General features: G+C 40.0%; 19 protein-coding genes. 11 read left to right on the plus strand and 8 right to left on the minus strand.

The features are described from left to right. Nucleotides 1-69 precede the first annotated feature (69 nt). Nucleotides 70-1149, minus strand: a complete 1080-nt coding sequence (locus RR876_RS13945) for a putative zinc-binding metallopeptidase (RefSeq protein ID WP_332478322.1) — start codon at nt 1147-1149, stop codon at nt 70-72. A gap of 329 nt (nt 1150-1478) precedes the next feature. On the opposite strand from RR876_RS13945, the gene RR876_RS13950 reads away from it, so the two are divergent. The 3 genes from RR876_RS13950 to RR876_RS13960 all read left to right on the plus strand — a co-directional run bounded on the left by RR876_RS13950 (nt 1479) and on the right by RR876_RS13960 (nt 3969). Further along, the gene (locus RR876_RS13950; RefSeq protein WP_224469177.1) at nt 1479-1970 is read left to right on the plus strand and encodes a hypothetical protein; all 492 of its coding nucleotides are present in this window, start codon (nt 1479-1481) and stop codon (nt 1968-1970) included. A gap of 445 nt (nt 1971-2415) precedes the next feature. Further along, the gene (locus RR876_RS13955) at nt 2416-2871 is read left to right on the plus strand and encodes a transcriptional regulator (protein WP_332478320.1); all 456 of its coding nucleotides are present in this window, start codon (nt 2416-2418) and stop codon (nt 2869-2871) included. 75 nt (nt 2872-2946) lie between these two features. Beyond that, complete coding sequence (locus RR876_RS13960; RefSeq protein WP_332478319.1) at nt 2947-3969, plus strand: ABC transporter substrate-binding protein; 1023 nt, start codon at nt 2947-2949, stop codon at nt 3967-3969. Between the two features lie 111 nt (nt 3970-4080). Here RR876_RS13960 and RR876_RS13965 read toward each other — a convergent pair whose 3' ends face one another. From RR876_RS13965 to RR876_RS13985, 5 genes are all read right to left on the minus strand, one after another. Next, nucleotides 4081-4410 (minus strand): multidrug efflux SMR transporter, encoded by a 330-nt coding sequence (locus RR876_RS13965; RefSeq protein WP_126036587.1) that lies wholly within the window; start codon nt 4408-4410, stop codon nt 4081-4083. A 17-nt stretch (nt 4411-4427) separates the two neighbouring features. Beyond that, entirely contained in the window at nt 4428-5312 is an 885-nt protein-coding gene (locus RR876_RS13970) for a hypothetical protein (protein WP_332478318.1), read from the minus strand. Then, entirely contained in the window at nt 5309-6319 is a 1011-nt protein-coding gene (locus RR876_RS13975; protein ID WP_332478317.1) for a 2OG-Fe(II) oxygenase family protein, read from the minus strand. The genes RR876_RS13970 and RR876_RS13975 overlap by 4 nt, the downstream gene beginning before the upstream one ends. Before the next feature lie 72 nt (nt 6320-6391). Continuing rightward, entirely contained in the window at nt 6392-7273 is an 882-nt protein-coding gene (locus tag RR876_RS13980; protein WP_332478336.1) for an ABC transporter ATP-binding protein, read from the minus strand. 14 nt (nt 7274-7287) lie between these two features. Then, nucleotides 7288-8232, minus strand: a complete 945-nt coding sequence (locus RR876_RS13985; RefSeq protein WP_332478316.1) for an ABC transporter permease — start codon at nt 8230-8232, stop codon at nt 7288-7290. 185 nt (nt 8233-8417) lie between these two features. On the opposite strand from RR876_RS13985, the gene RR876_RS13990 reads away from it, so the two are divergent. The 8 genes from RR876_RS13990 to RR876_RS14025 all read left to right on the plus strand — a co-directional run bounded on the left by RR876_RS13990 (nt 8418) and on the right by RR876_RS14025 (nt 13538). Continuing rightward, a complete protein-coding gene (locus tag RR876_RS13990; protein ID WP_332478315.1) occupies nt 8418-8786 on the plus strand; it encodes a hypothetical protein in 369 nt (122 codons plus the stop codon). A 3-nt stretch (nt 8787-8789) separates the two neighbouring features. Beyond that, nucleotides 8790-9215: a hypothetical protein gene (locus RR876_RS13995; protein WP_234964205.1), complete on the plus strand. Its 426-nt coding sequence runs from the start codon at nt 8790-8792 to the stop codon at nt 9213-9215. A gap of 127 nt (nt 9216-9342) precedes the next feature. Next, on the plus strand, nt 9343-9594 hold the full coding sequence (locus tag RR876_RS14000) for a hypothetical protein (protein WP_332478314.1): 252 nt from the start codon (nt 9343-9345) through the stop codon (nt 9592-9594). Nucleotides 9595-9627: 33 nt separating this feature from the next. Continuing rightward, complete coding sequence (locus tag RR876_RS14005) at nt 9628-10353, plus strand: zeta toxin (RefSeq protein WP_332478313.1); 726 nt, start codon at nt 9628-9630, stop codon at nt 10351-10353. A 476-nt stretch (nt 10354-10829) separates the two neighbouring features. After that, nucleotides 10830-11246, plus strand: a complete 417-nt coding sequence (locus RR876_RS14010) for a YeeE/YedE thiosulfate transporter family protein (RefSeq protein ID WP_332478312.1) — start codon at nt 10830-10832, stop codon at nt 11244-11246. Nucleotide 11247: 1 nt separating this feature from the next. Next, nucleotides 11248-11670, plus strand: a complete 423-nt coding sequence (locus RR876_RS14015) for a DUF6691 family protein (protein ID WP_205666665.1) — start codon at nt 11248-11250, stop codon at nt 11668-11670. Further along, on the plus strand, nt 11667-12536 hold the full coding sequence (locus RR876_RS14020; RefSeq protein ID WP_332478311.1) for an MBL fold metallo-hydrolase: 870 nt from the start codon (nt 11667-11669) through the stop codon (nt 12534-12536). Before RR876_RS14015 ends, RR876_RS14020 begins: the two co-directional genes overlap by 4 nt. 228 nt (nt 12537-12764) lie before the next feature. Continuing rightward, the gene (locus tag RR876_RS14025) at nt 12765-13538 is read left to right on the plus strand and encodes an alpha/beta fold hydrolase (RefSeq protein ID WP_332478310.1); all 774 of its coding nucleotides are present in this window, start codon (nt 12765-12767) and stop codon (nt 13536-13538) included. On the opposite strand, the gene RR876_RS14030 is transcribed toward RR876_RS14025, so the two are convergent. After that, nucleotides 13539-14507 (minus strand): M15 family metallopeptidase, encoded by a 969-nt coding sequence (locus RR876_RS14030; RefSeq protein WP_332478309.1) that lies wholly within the window; start codon nt 14505-14507, stop codon nt 13539-13541. After that, nucleotides 14504-15103 (minus strand): hypothetical protein, encoded by a 600-nt coding sequence (locus RR876_RS14035; RefSeq protein ID WP_332478308.1) that lies wholly within the window; start codon nt 15101-15103, stop codon nt 14504-14506. Before RR876_RS14035 ends, RR876_RS14030 begins: the two co-directional genes overlap by 4 nt. Nucleotides 15104-15113: the final 10 nt, after the last annotated feature.

The following is a 15113-nucleotide window of genomic DNA, read 5'->3' on the forward strand; positions in this document are numbered from 1 at the left end:
CGAGTTACATCCAGATTTGGTCCAATCTTTGGTGTCCCTAGACATAACTTAAGAACGCTTATATTCAGCTCAAGCGATTTGGCGAGCAAAGGCTTTGCCCAAAACATGTTTATGTATAAATCTTAATTTATCGAGGACTGGTCCTGATAGTGTAAAGGGATAAGCATCTTCTAAACCCATACTGCGATTTAACGCATTTAAGTTAAAAGTCAGTGTCATCCACTGTTTGAGGAGTAAATCAAAATCTTGAGCGCCGATTGGATTTTCATAAAAGCTTAAGTCATGGGTATCTTTTCGATTATTGCGCACAATTAATCCTGCATAGTAAGCGGTTTCCAATGTGTCCATCATGTGTAAATAGTGTGCCCATGTTTCTGCCCAGTCTTCCCAAGGATGTGTGCTGGCATAAGAGCTGACATAAAACTTGTCCCAGTTTTGCGGTGCGCCATCTTCATAGTGGCGTTGTAGTGCTGCATTATAGTCTTGACGCTCATCTCCAAAATACTGACGGAACTCGTCGACCAGCTCAGGATGTAGCGATTTAATGAGGTCAAAATAATAATGACCACTTTCATGACGGAAATGCCCCAAAAGCGTACGGTAGTTTTCACCCATTTTAATACGGGTCGTTTCCCTATAGATGACATCTGCTTCACTGGCATTGAGTGTAATGACGCCATTAGCATGTCCTGTCAGCACAGGATGCTCTGGCTCAGGCATGAGAAAATTAAAACGGAGTCCGTAGCGATCATCATCGTTATATTTGGGCCTTGGCATAATATTCAGGCGTTGCATTAAATACAGAAAACGCCGTTTAGCATGTTCGAGCCGTGACCAATAGACGATATGATCAGGGTTGTCGAGAGTAGGAATGGTATATGTGAGTACACAAGACTCACAGTAGATGTCGTTGCTCTCTGCGGGAATAACCCAATTACAGACTTGATGATGCTGATAGTTATAACAAGGCTTATAGCGCTTCGTCTGGTATTTTTCATTTAGCGCTAACCAAAGAACAGGGCTGTGCTGTTCAAAGCTCCCCATATCTTTTTCTGATGCAATATAACCGAGTGTAGTTTGGCAGCTCACACATTGTGAGTTGGCAAAAAAGACTTGGTTTTGACAGGATGCGCAACTAAAGAATTTCATCGGCGGCTATGTCTTTGGTGAGCTTTTAGAACCAGTATAAAGGATGTTGATTCCCTTCGTCATGTTCTGTCATCTGTTTTGATAGGCTTGCAAAGTTGAGTATTCATTGAGAGCATATTAGAAAGAATACATGTGCTTGGTTAGTAGCGAGCTTTTCAGCAGGTTCTTTTCTTTCATATTTGTATAAAGAGATATAAATTTTAAAATTTATAACCTGAATGAACGAAAAAGCTTGATTTAGGTGCAGATTCGTCAAAAATAGGGACTGGGAAAAATCAAAGCTTCATTTTAGAATTTCAAAGCCTTTTAAGTTTCTGGGAGTAAATATAATGATAACGAACGTATCGCCAAAAAAATGGTTACTCATGAGTTTGGGGGCGATGTTGCTTTCAGGTTGTGCGACAACCTCTACAGATCCAAGTCGTCAAAATGTGGGGACCACAGGGTTACTCATCTGTGCGCAGAATGAGCTTTGTCCAGTGGTCACTGTGAGCTGGAATGAATCCAACAAAGAACTGCTTAAGTTAAAAATGCATTTGAGCAGTACTTACAATAAATACGACATTCAAAAGGTCGTGTTTACCAATGGACAAAAAAGCCAAACTTTTGCTGTCACTGGGCCAACCGAGCATGATCATGTGTTAGGTACAAACCGTTCGACCAATTATATTTTAGCGCCTGTAAATTTGATGAGTAGCTTAAAAGGTACAAATTCGATTAAAATGAATATTTATACAGATCAAGGTATTATCTCTCGATATGTGTATAAAGATGGCGTCTCAGCTCCAATTTTGGGTGAGTTCCAAAAAGTTTATCAATAAAAGAAAAATCGCCATCTGGCGATTTTTTTTGCTTATAAGTGAGAGAAAACTAAAAGTTGTGAGGACATAAGATCTCATTTCCAGAAAGTATTCTGTCTATAGGGACGTAAACATTGGGCCTTTGACGGATGAAAAGTCAAGCTGAATAGCCCGAAATGCACTTTGATGTATCAATTTTAAAAATATAAATATTTTTTGCACGAAAAATAAACTTTTTAATGCGCTGTTGCTGTCAATCTAATCAAAAAATTGGCATGTATTCTGCTTAGTTCTAGGTATTACAAAAACCTTTTTTGGTAATACCGAAAGGAGCAGCAAATGTCTAAAAAATTCAAAGATGACTTAAATGTATTCTTCACCGTATTTAAACAGTTCGTGGTCGCCATCTTAAGCGCTAGAGCGGGCATTTATATCAAGCAAGATCCATCCGAAAAAGGATAAGCACGTGTCGAAACATAAATTGGCACGGATCAGCATCACTGTGCCCGAACTAACTGTCGATGCATTGGATCAGAAAATTGTTGATCAGCACTACGAAAGTCGTTCTCAAGCCATTGTCGACATGATTAATAAACATTTGATTGCGGATCAGGAGCAACGTAACGCCGTGATGGTGGGGACATTTACCTTGCTCTATGACGCCAGTGTCACGCCACTTAGAGTCCAATTGCAGGACTTGCAGCAACAATTTTTAGAGCAAGTGGTCAGTTCACTGCATATTCAGTTAGATGAGCAAAAAATTCTAGAAGTGATGATTTTGCAGGGCTTAACTACAGAGTTAAAAGCATTAAGCCAGCAATTCATTGCTTTGAAAGGTGTGATCAAAGGACATTTGGAGCTGATGGATGCAGTGATGCCGCCGATTCCACAAAATGAAAAACAGAGAGCGTTGAAATCGTGACCATGTTCACCGTCCTCAATGACTCACTCCATACATAGCAAGTTTAAACATTTACAGCATCGGGAAAATTGCATCATGATTAAAAAAGCGTTTTTATCAGCATCTATTGTTTCGACTATTTTATTGGCAGGTTGTGATAACACCGCCAAAATTCCTGAAACAAAAAACAGTGCATCTGAGAGCACAGCCACCAAGACCATCACGATTGGCTATAGTGATTGGCCGGGTTTTGTTGCCTGGCAAGTGGCAATTGAAAAAGGTTGGCTCAAAAAAGCTGGTTTGAATGTTGAGTTTAAATGGTTTGATTATTCATCATCGCTTTCTGCTTTTGCAGCCAATCAGCTAGATGCAGTACTGGTGACCAATGGAGATAATCTAGTCACAGCTTCTGGTGGAACTCAAGGTGTAATGATTATGGCGACGGACTACTCCGCAGGTAATGATGTGATCATTGCAAAAGATGGAATTAACAGCATTGCCGATTTAAAAGGCAAAAGCATTGCCACTGAAAAAGGTTTGGTTGACCATTTATTGCTAAGTACAGCACTGACAGATGCAAAAATTAAGACCAGTGACATTAAATTGGTCAACTCCATGACCAATGAGCTTCCACAAGTTTTTGCCAGTCCAGATATTGCCGCAATTGCGGTCTGGCAACCTGTAGCCAATCAAGCTTTGAAGTCTGTTGCAGGGTCTAAAATTATTTATAGTTCTAAAGATAAGCCAGGTTTAATTTATGACACGCTGACCGTGAATATGAGCCATCTTTCTGCCAATAAAGAAGATTGGAAAAAGATGATCCAAGTGTGGGATAAAACGGTCAAATACATTAATGACCCTGCAACACATGAAGACGCCGTGAAAATTATGTCGAATCGTGTTGGAGTCGATCCAAAACAATATGAACAATTTATTGGTGGAACGCATTTACTCGATTTGGCAGCCAATAAAACCGTCTTTAAGAAAGGTTCAGGTTTTGACTCGATTTATGGCTCAAGCTATCACGTAAACAAATTCAACGTTAAAAATGGCATTTATAAAACAGAAATGGATGTTGATGGCGCAATTTACCCAGCTTTGGTTGAAGAGTTAAAGTAAGACTCCGTAGAAACTAAAAGCCCAAGTTAACTTGGGCTTTTTTGTATGAGTGTGTTTAAAAAGCAAAGAAAGATCTAATGTTAAATAAAGAGTAGATTTTAAGGCATGTATTTATAAATGCGTACTTTTAGAAAACATATGAATAATCACGATGCCGATAATCATAAAACTTAAACCAACAACCGCCGCAAAATCGAGTTGCTGTTTAAAGTAAATCCAACCGACTGTAGAGATCAGGATAATGCCTGCACCTGACCACAGTGCGTAAGCTAGCCCCATAGGGATGGATTTAAACGTTAGACCTAAGAAAAAGAGCGCAATTGCATAACCAATAATAGTTAAAACAATAGGTAAAGGTGCAGTGAAACCATTGGTCGCTTTTAATGCAGAAGTTGCGAGGACTTCTGCAATCACGGCAATCAATAAATAGAGAAAAGCCATAGCTTATTAAAGCTCCCTTACGCAACCACAGTTGCATGATGCATGAGGTGATGTTGTTCTTGTTTCAGCCAATGCTGACTATCCGCCGTGGTAGGTGTTACATTTTGAAAAGTATATTCAGGTTCATACACATCCACGACAAATTCCAACTGATACGCTTCTCCACCGATCAATTTATGCTGTATGAGGGTTTCAGTATCAACGACTTCAAAACCATCTAGAATGAGTTGTTGTTGAGTCATTTGGGTGCAGCTTGAATATTGAATGAGCTGATCCTGAGTTGAAACTGATACTTCATAGCTTTCAATTTGATTTAAGTCAGAAGGACTTTGCTCCACATAAGAAAGAACCCCTAACGCGTCTATATTCTGTTGAATATGGGGTAAACGTGACTCTGCATATGCCATATACTCACCGCAGATGATGAGACCGCCATCAAGCGAAATTTCTTGCTGCGTGGCAACATGTACGGCTTTGAGTAAGCGTAGTCCTAAAAATAAACCCGTACTGGTTTGTTGACGCCAGTCTTCAACATAGGCATTACTCGGTGAGAACTCCAAAATACAATTGCCAATGCTATGCAGGGTTGCTGGCTCAGGCCATTGGGTATGGTTCTGATAATTGCTACTTAGCTCCCATGACAGTGATGCAGTTTGTGCATCCCAATGCGTATAACCGACCCATGCTTGACGCTCTGTGATGGGTGTATCTGTTGTTGATTTGAGACGTAGGTCAATGGTGAAGCTCTTGGACTGAAACCAATAGACAATCGTATTTTCATCTGTCAGACCATTGTAAAAGCTAATACTCTTACGTCGAAATGCGCCCATTAAATAGTTTGGTACGCTGCCTGAAGCAGCTGTGATAGGTTTTAGTTGACTTAAAGTTTCGAATAAATTCATGGGGTGTACTCCATGTTTGACTCAGTCAGACCAAAAGAATAAAGCGGAACGGCATTCTTTAAGGCCAACTCACCACTGGCTACACGTTGTTTTAAATAATGAAAGGTTTGAGCCGTTTGATTAAACAAATGTTCTCCACCTGCCAGTGGCGCATATTTAGGTGGCTCATTTGTATTAATCGGTTGGATGACATAGTCATAGTCACAAGAAAAAAATAAAGGGAAGGAGTAGCGTTCTTGTTGGACTTTTTTGACCCGATGCTTGGTGGCTAAATATTTACCATTGGACAATATTTCCATCATGTCACCAATGTTCATCACCAACGTATTTTCAAGTAGAGGAATATCAATCCATTCGCCTTGCTTAGTGAGGACTTGTAAACCGGGTGCTGTCGGCAATAATAAAGTAAAGCACTCATAGTCGGTATGTGCCCCGATGCCTTCTACATCTGTCGCTTGAGGATTATATGGATAGTGAATGAGTCGTAACTGACTGGGTGCATGTTGAATATGCACATCAAAAAAGTCTTCTTTCTGCTCTAAAGCCAGCGCAAAACAGCGAAACAGTTGATGACCAATTGCTTTTAAGTGCTGATAGTACTGTGAGACATGGCGTTTAAATGTGGGATCATCTGGCCATTGTGTCGGGCCAAGTAAGGGATAATTTAATGCAGACCCTTGATAGTCATAATTTACATCATAAGATTCTTTTAAATCGTAGCTGTTACTCGAAAACCGTTCTTCACCTATAGGTACATAGCCACTATGGTTGACCGATTTGCCAATATAATTTTGCATTTTTAATGCGTCATCTTGGGCAAAATAGTGTTCCGCGATGTCACATAACTGTGCAAATAATGCAGGTTGAAATTGATCACCTTTGAGATAGAGAAATCCAACTTCTTTACAGGCCTGATCAAGTGCTTGAGCAACTTGCATACGCGCATCTAGATTTGGGCTATTTAAAAGGCTGATATCCACCAGTGGAAGGACATATTTATCTTGCATGGTAAAATCCTCGCGTTGGCCGTCCAACAGTGCATAAAGCCTAAGGGTCGTCCCTAAGGCTAGATCAATGAGTTACTTGTGTGTACTGACTTGGGTCATACGTGGGATTTTGGGTAAATCCTCCAGTGCTGGGTCAATTTCTTCTTCTTGTGCATGTACTAAGAAATCGACTCGCTCTCGAAGTTGCTTAAAGGCAGGGCTGGACATCAGTTCAGCGCTTCGTGGACGGGGTAAATCCACTTCAATAATTTCTTTAATTTCACCTGGATTGGCTTTAAGCGCGACGATACGATCAGCCAGTAAAATAGCCTCATCCATATCATGGGTTACAAAGATGATGGTGATATCAATGTTTTGCCATAAGTCCATCAGGTGTTTTTGCATTTTCTGACGGGTATGCGGGTCAAGCGCACCGAAAGGTTCATCCATCAGTAAAATTTTCGGTTCATTGACTAAAGCACGAGCAATCGCAACACGTTGCTTCATCCCGCCAGACAGTTGATGCGGATATTGGTTTTCATACTTCTCTAAGCCAATAATATTGATCCATTCTCGTGCAGCCGCTTCAGCTGAGGCATGACTTGCACCTTTCATCAGTGGACCAAACATCACATTTTCTTTAACCGATTTCCAAGGAAATAAGGTATAGCCTTGAAACACCATGCCTCGCTCTGGACTAGGGCCTGAAATGGGCTGTCCATCTACTAGCAATTCGCCACTGCTATAAGGGTCTAGCCCCGCAACAACACGACTAAAGGTCGATTTTCCACAACCAGATGGACCAATGACACAAATAAACTCCCGCTTATGAATTTTCAAATCGAGCTGATTTAAAATCGTGCGTGAGTTTTTACCATGCTGAAAAACTTGACTAAGTTGTTTGGCCTCTAAAATGATAGGACGTTGATAAATGTGATCAAAATACTGACGAGCATTGAACTCCGTCGCTTTTATATCTGTGGTTATCATTATTTTGCTCCCGTTTTCCATTTAAAGAGATGTTGTCCGAGCTTCATTAAAATCACATCACAGACCAAGCCAATCACGCCAATAATTAAAATCGCAGCATAGACATTGTCAAAGTTCTGGTAGCGTGCTTGCTGGGTAATAAACCAAGTGATCCCTGTGGTGGTGCCAATCAACTCAGAGACAATCAAGTAGGTCCACGCCCAGCCCAGCAAAACACGTAAATCACGGTAAATATCGGGTAACGCTGCTGGAATGACCACGTGAAACAGACTTTTTGCTTTATTCGTCCCTAGGGTATAACCCGCTTCAATCAGCCCGCGGTCCACCATACGCGTAGTATTGGCAATAATCAGAATTTGCTGAAACAGCGTCCCAATCACGATGATGGCAATTTTTGGTGCATCATTAATGCCTAATATGGCAACAGCCAATGCACCAAAGGCAGGCGCAGGTAAGTAGCGAAAGAACTCAACAAAGGGTTCAGTGAGCTTGGAAATTTTGTTGGAAAAACCACATAAAATCCCCAATGGAATACCAACGAGTGATGCAATAAAGAAAGCACTAAATACAATATTGATACTGTGCCAAAGACTTTGATGAAACCATGATGCATCGGCTTGAGTGGGTGGTGTGGTAAATGCCGTCACTAAGGCTATCGCAACTTGATGAGGTGCTGGTAAATAAATGGGATTGACCAAATTACCCTGCGGTGGCTCTGTGCCTGCATTGACGGCACTTTGTGCTTCTTCATAGAACACACTTTTGTCTACACGGCTACCGACTTGTAGAAAAGAGACGCTGCCAGATTTGGTGATTTGTACCTGAGGATGCCAAATAAAGGGCAAATAACTCACAGCACACCAAATGAGGATTGGTAGTAGAAATGATCCAAAGCCCAGCAATATTTTGCTTTGAGGACTGAGTTCTCGCGCGACATAACCCATAGTTGCTTAGCCCCGATATTACTTTTTTTATAAAACGTAATACTGCTAAGCAAAATGAATGCCACATTTGTAGTGATATTGAGTGTTCACCTGTGTGCTAATTGTTTAAATAAAAACAGCCTTTGACCTAAATATGTTTTAAAATGCGCTATCGATAGATTGACGCTCAAAAGGGGCAGCATCGCATGGCACAAAAGTCACAGCAATCTGCATTGAATGAATTGATTGCAGAACAAAAACTACTGTGTGAAGAATTTGACTCGGCTTATGTTGAAGTAAAAGGTGATGATGTCGTTGCTGTTGCTGTGCAGACTTTAAATCAAGAACCCATTGTCGGTTTACGTAAAAAGCCAGAAACTGAAGAGAATGTCGCTTGGTTCATCTATGGTGGTGAATTGGGTGAAGGCCAAGACTTTTTTACAACCATGACTATACGTGAATTACAAGATATCTTGCCTGATGTACTTCCATATTTGGCTTTAAGTGAAGGTTATCGTTTTATGATTGATGGCGATGACTATGAAGACGTATGGAAAGAAGGCGATGAGTCTTAATACATGAAAAAACAAACATGGACGTTGCTTAGCCTTTCGTTATTTTTATCATCGTTTCTATCAACCCTGAGCTATGCAGAAACAACGAAGCTAACTCAGGCGCAGTATGATCAGAAGATGGCAGAATATACAGCAACTGTGAATTCAACCAAAACTGTTCTAGATGCAAAAGATAATCCAGCGACAGCAACAGAAATGAAAACCGCATTTTGTCAGCGTATGGATGCATATCATCAAATTGCTGCGCTATCTAAAGCCAATATTGAGTTAAGTACCGCTTCAGTGATGCTGATGGTGGCCAACCGTTATCTTGATCAGCAAGAAAAAAGCCTGACCGATGCAGGGATGAATGAAAGTGCCTTCTGCCCAACGGCTAAAGCTTTAAAAGTTGAAGATACGAAACGATTAAAAAGTAAAGTAACCGAATAAGACAGCATGAAATTAGTGTAGATATTAAGATCTAATTTATTGTTTCAGGATGCTGTATAAATAGACAATGTCCTCGATTGTGTTAAGATAAATAAAAATCCACCATCGTTTGAGTAGGAGTTGGTGTATGGCAGCTTATACCGACATTAAAGTAGGCAAATATGAGGATGATATGATTCCTAAACTTGCCATTCATGCTTTTCATGATGCTTTTCAAAAAGCAATCACTCGTTCTTCTGTGGTTTATGCAAAAGCTGAACAGTTGGTTGAACGAGATATTCATGGCAATGAAACTGTTTTACAAGACTTAAGTAGTGCTTATGTCGATGTAGGCGTTTTACCGACATTGACACGTAAAAAGAAACACGCAACCGTATAGATTGATATGCCACCTCGACAACCTAGAATAAGAATGTTTGCAGGACCGAATGGTTCTGGTAAAAGCACTGTTAAAGATTACCTCTTGCCCCAACATATTGGGGCATATTTAAATGCAGATGAACTGGAACAAAACTTAAGACAGAGTCAACGCCTTGATTTATTGCATTATCATCCTTCCTTAAAAGCTTCAGAGTTGGTCACATTTTTAAAAAGTAAGAAACGTCCTCAGGCGGGACAGTTCGTGGCCTTACTTGCGCATGAACCGATGGTACTAGATGAATGGAAGGTCGAGTTTAAAACTAATGAAATCGACTCTTATCTCTGTGCACGTATTATTGACTATATCCGGCTTGAGTTTCTGCGCTTAAAAGTCAGTTTTACTTTTGAGACGGTAATGTCACATATCTCTAAAGTTGAATTTCTCCGAGAAGCGAAACGTCAGGGTTATAAAACCTATCTATATTATGTTTCAACAGTCGATCCACAAATCAATATTGCTCGGGTCAAGTATCGTGTCAGTGTAGGTGGGCATCCTGTCCCTGAGCAGAAAATTATCGAGCGTTATTACCGCAGTATGGACCTGCTCATGCAAGCCATAGAGTGCTGCGATCGCGCTTACTTGTTTGATAACTCTTCTGACGGTATACAAGCGTCTTTTCTTGCAGAAATAGAAGCAGCTGAAACCTTAAAAATGAATGCCGCCGTGTCTAAGCTCCCAAGATGGTTTGCAGAACGCGTACTATCAGAATTTCAATAAACTGTTTATAAAATGATCTGGTTATTTCATCACTTTTCATGTGTCTACCTACATGAAAATATATTCAAACGCCGTGAATGTGTTTTATAAACCCAGAATAATGATCATGATGTAGAGATGTCCCCCTAACTCTATTCAGTTTCTTTAAATGAAAACTATAATGAAATAAAACGAGATAAGTTAAGTATTTCTAATCTAAAAAAGAGCTGAATACAAAATCCCTCGGGGATATATTCAAGCTTTTTACGTTATTGTGAAGAATAACTATGTAAAAGAAATACTTTAAGGTGTTATCTAAAAGACTAAAAGCTTCGAGAACGAACAGGTAGTGCCCATTCAAATATCTAAACCCAGATGAAAGGGCCTCGTAAACAGTGGTCATAGACATAGCAAGCACTTTTAGGCACAAAGTACGCTTGATTATTTTTTAATTATATATATTATAAAAACATATATTGTTTTAAGGGGGATTGCCAATGTATGATTTTGTGTGGTCTTTTATAGGTGGAATATTACTTGGCATCTCTGCCGTTGGATATTTATATACCAATGGACGGATTGCAGGAATCAGTGGTCTGGTCTCTCAAGTTTTAAATTTAAAAGGGATCATAAATACGCCTGCACTATGGTTTTTATTGGGCTTGTTCATTGTTCCATTTATATGTGCCGCTTTTGTTCAGCCAGAGATCCATATTGAGGCTACACCTTTCATGTTAATTATTGCGGGCGTATTGGTAGGCTTTGGAACTCGCTTAGGCTCTGGTTGTACCAGCGGGCATGGTATTTGTGGTATCAGTCGCTTATCCAAACGTTCAATCATCGCTACAATCAGTTTTATGTTCGCAGGCTTTATTACTGTGTATGTTGTTCGTCATATGCTTGGAGCAATCTAAAATGAGAAATGTTTGGGCGTTCATTTGGGGTGGATTATTTTCAATTGGTCTCATGCTTTCAGGAATGTCGAATCCTGCGAAGGTGATTGGCTTTTTAGATATTTTTGGGCAGTGGGATGCCAGTTTGGCTTTTGTGATGATGGGTGCGATTGCAGTTGCATTTATTCCTTTTCAAAAAGCTGTACGTCAGCCACATCCACAAACCTTTTATGGTGAAGCCATACAACTTCCTAAAAATACGAAAATCGACAGAAAACTGATCTTGGGAAGTCTGCTATTTGGTATAGGCTGGGGAATTGCGGGAATTTGTCCTGCGCCGAGTTTTACTTTGATTGGACTGGGTTATTATCAAGCGATCTATTTTATAATTGCGATGTTCGTTGGTGTGCTACTACATCGTAAAGTGATGGAGAAAATGCCATGAAGCAAACCGCGCAAGTAAAAGCATTTTTTGATACACAGACCAATACGTTTAGTTATGTGGTGAGTGATCCAGACACTCAGCGCTGCGCCGTGATTGATAGTGTGTTGGACTATGATGCAGCATCGGCAACGACTAAAACAGAGCAGGCCGATTTAATCATTACTTATATTCAAGAAAATAGCCTAAGCATAGATTGGATTTTAGAAACACATGTTCATGCAGATCATTTAAGTGCTGCACAGTACTTAAAGCAAAAACTAGGCGGAAAAATTGCGATTAGTCATAAGATTGAGATCGTACAACAAACTTTTGGTGAGATTTATCATTTAGATATTAAAAATTTAAATGCTATGCAGTCATTTGATTATCTTTATGCAGATCACGAGACATTTTTGATAGGCAACATAGAAGCTTATAATATTCCGACACCTGGGCATACGCCCGCGTGTCTCAGTTATGTCATTGGTGATGCTGTTTTTGTGGGGGACACTTTGTTTATGCCTGACTATGGAACGGCACGTTGTGATTTCCCAAAGGGGAGTGCGGCGGCTTTATTTGACTCGGTGAAGACTTTGTACACATTGCCAGATCAAATGCGGATGTTCTTATGCCATGACTATTTACCCGAAAGTCGTGATCAATACCAATATGAAACATCGGTTTATTCGCAAAAGCATAAAAACATTCATATCAATACTACAACGGGAAAAGTTGATTTTGTCGAAATGCGAAACCGCCGTGATGCAACGTTAAGTATGCCGAAATTGATATTGCCAGCGATTCAAATCAATATGTTTGCAGGTAAATTTCCTAAACCAGAAGACAATGGTGTTTCTTACTTAAAAATTCCGCTGAATTATTTTTAAAAATAGAAAGACTTAAAGCTTTGAGTACTTATTCACTTGCTCAAAATTTGGTTAAAAAATCAAATCTATATTACGGACAGACATTTACCTCATGGTTTTAAATTTAGCCTAAGCAAAAATATCCCACTCAAAATAGCCTAAGCAAAATTGAACTTAATCTAAAAAGTCATTTGATTTATTTCCATTAAAAATTCAATATCTATAGCAATCAAATAAAGTAAGTTTCATATGATCCTTAATCATCAATTTCATCAAAATGAGCAGTCAGCTGCAAAAACAATGGTCTTTGTTCACGGTTTATTTGGCAGTTTAAGTAATTTAGGGATGTTGGCTCGGGAGTTTTATTCAAGCCACCATGTATTACAGATAGATGTACGTAATCATGGACTATCTGCACACTCAAATGTGATGAATTATGAGGCAATGGCAGCCGATCTAATTGAAACTTTAGATGAACTCAATATCGAGCAGTTTTCTTTGGTCGGGCATTCTATGGGTGGAAAGCTGGTGATGAAAGTGACAGAGCTCGCAGGCGATCGACTAGATCAATTGGTGGTATTGGATATTACGCCTATTGCTTATAAAGAAAATCATCATGAGCAGATTTTTAAAGCGCTCTTTACAGTACAAAAAGCAGATATTGAAACACGTCAACAAGCCATAGAAATCATGCGTGAATATCTCACAGAAGAAATGGTGATTCAGTTTCTCTTGAAATCTTTTAGTAAAGGGAAGTGGTTGTTTAATGTAGACGCACTGTATCAGAACTATGCCCAAATTCTGTCATGGGAAAATATAGAAACATGGCATAAGCCTGCATTATTTATACGTGGTGGAAACTCACCATATGTAGAAAAGCCAGAATATATAGAAGCTATCCAATCGCAGTTTTCTCAAGCCCAGATTCAAACGGTTGCAAATGCAGGACACTGGTTACATGCAGAGAAAACTGCTCAAGTTTTGCAAATCATCACTCAATATTTGAGTCAGCCTTCAACCTGATTAACTCAAATTCGCAGCTGAAAGTTGTCCTTCAGAGGTCAGCTTTTCAGCCATTTCCGCAGTTTTCTTTAAATTCGGCATTCGATATTCAGTATGGCCATAGTCTTGGATCGACTTCCAACGCCCGCCCCAAGTTAAACCTACAGATTCTGCAACTTCACCATAGAGCTGATAGCCACGCATCGCCCATGGGTCTCGTTCAGAAATAACGACTTTTCCATCTCGCTTAAATGCGACATCCGCCGCCAAGCCAAATTGGTGGTAACTTTGGTAACCACGCGCCAAAGTCGTATTTTTATTGTTGGCTAAAGAATTCTGACGCTGCGGGCTACGATAGCCTTCCAGTAAAACGAGTTCATATCCATGCTGCTCACGCATTATTTTAAATACCATCAGTAGACGTTGTTTATAGCGTGGGTTCATTTTGTGCCACTTACGGTCAGCCGTTGCTAAATTGTCATGTGAATGGGTTGAATGTACATCCTGAATACTCGGATCGTAACTCGAAGCGCTGGCTTGAATAGAATTATTATTAAGATCCACTTGCTCAAGCATACTTGCTTCAACTATGGCCGCAGCAACTAAGGCTTCTTCGATCTCTGGTGGCGGAGACAAAATTTGTCCATCAAGTAGGGCATAAATTTGTGGATCCGATTGTCTTAAATAATCCGCTTCGATTTTAGTGGGCGTGACGGGGCTGGTAAAAGCAAACATTAAGATGCTAGCAAATAAAAATAGACCCGCAACCAATATCCACCACTGTTGAATATGCCAATGCGATTGCAATTGCTCGGGCGCAGCAGCATGATTTATATGCTGTGCAAAATGACGAGCGGATTGAAATCTTTTTTTTCCTTGAGGAATTAACCAGACAAAAAAGCCAGCAAATTTTGCTCTGAGTTCGTAGGACAGTGCCAAACTTAGTCCTATCGCTAGGATTAGAAAAATCGAAAAAAGTGCATAAATCATAGTCTGATAGTAGCTGGCATTTGGGCCTCGACGGTACGAGTTGTAATCTTGGTTTGTACACTACCAGTGGGAGATTCTTCCACTTTTTCCACCGGCTGTTCTGCTTTGGTTACTTTGCCGTGATTTTTATCTTTCGGTGCGGCCGAACTTTGCGCTGACGAGTTTTGTTTCTTATTTTCTTTTGGTAAGGGTTGCGGACTAGCGCTCTTCATCGATGGTGCAGCAACTGTTTCAGCTGGACGAAGAAAAGCCTTGCTTAATTCATCTTCTCTAGGTTGAGGAAAATCAGAAGGCGGTTCAGTCACATTTGAAGGTTGAACACTTTTAGAAGGGATGGCTTTAGTCGCTTCAAAAATAGCTTCTGGTTCCCGCGTCGGGGCTTCATTATCGACTGAGGGTTCAGTGACATCGACGATAGAACTTTGACTAACCTGTATTGAATCATTTTTTTGTTGTGTAAAAAAATAAGTAAAACCAAGAGTGGCCATCAATACGACACCACCTAAAAAACCACCAAGCGCATAGAGCATAGGTGAAATATTTTTCTTTTTTGTAGACGTCAAAATTTTGACTGAAGTCCGTTTTTCATGAGCCATGGAGTTAGTT

The organism is Acinetobacter sp. (assembly GCF_036666595.1).
In the GTDB taxonomy this organism is placed as follows: Bacteria; Pseudomonadota; Gammaproteobacteria; order Pseudomonadales; family Moraxellaceae; genus Acinetobacter.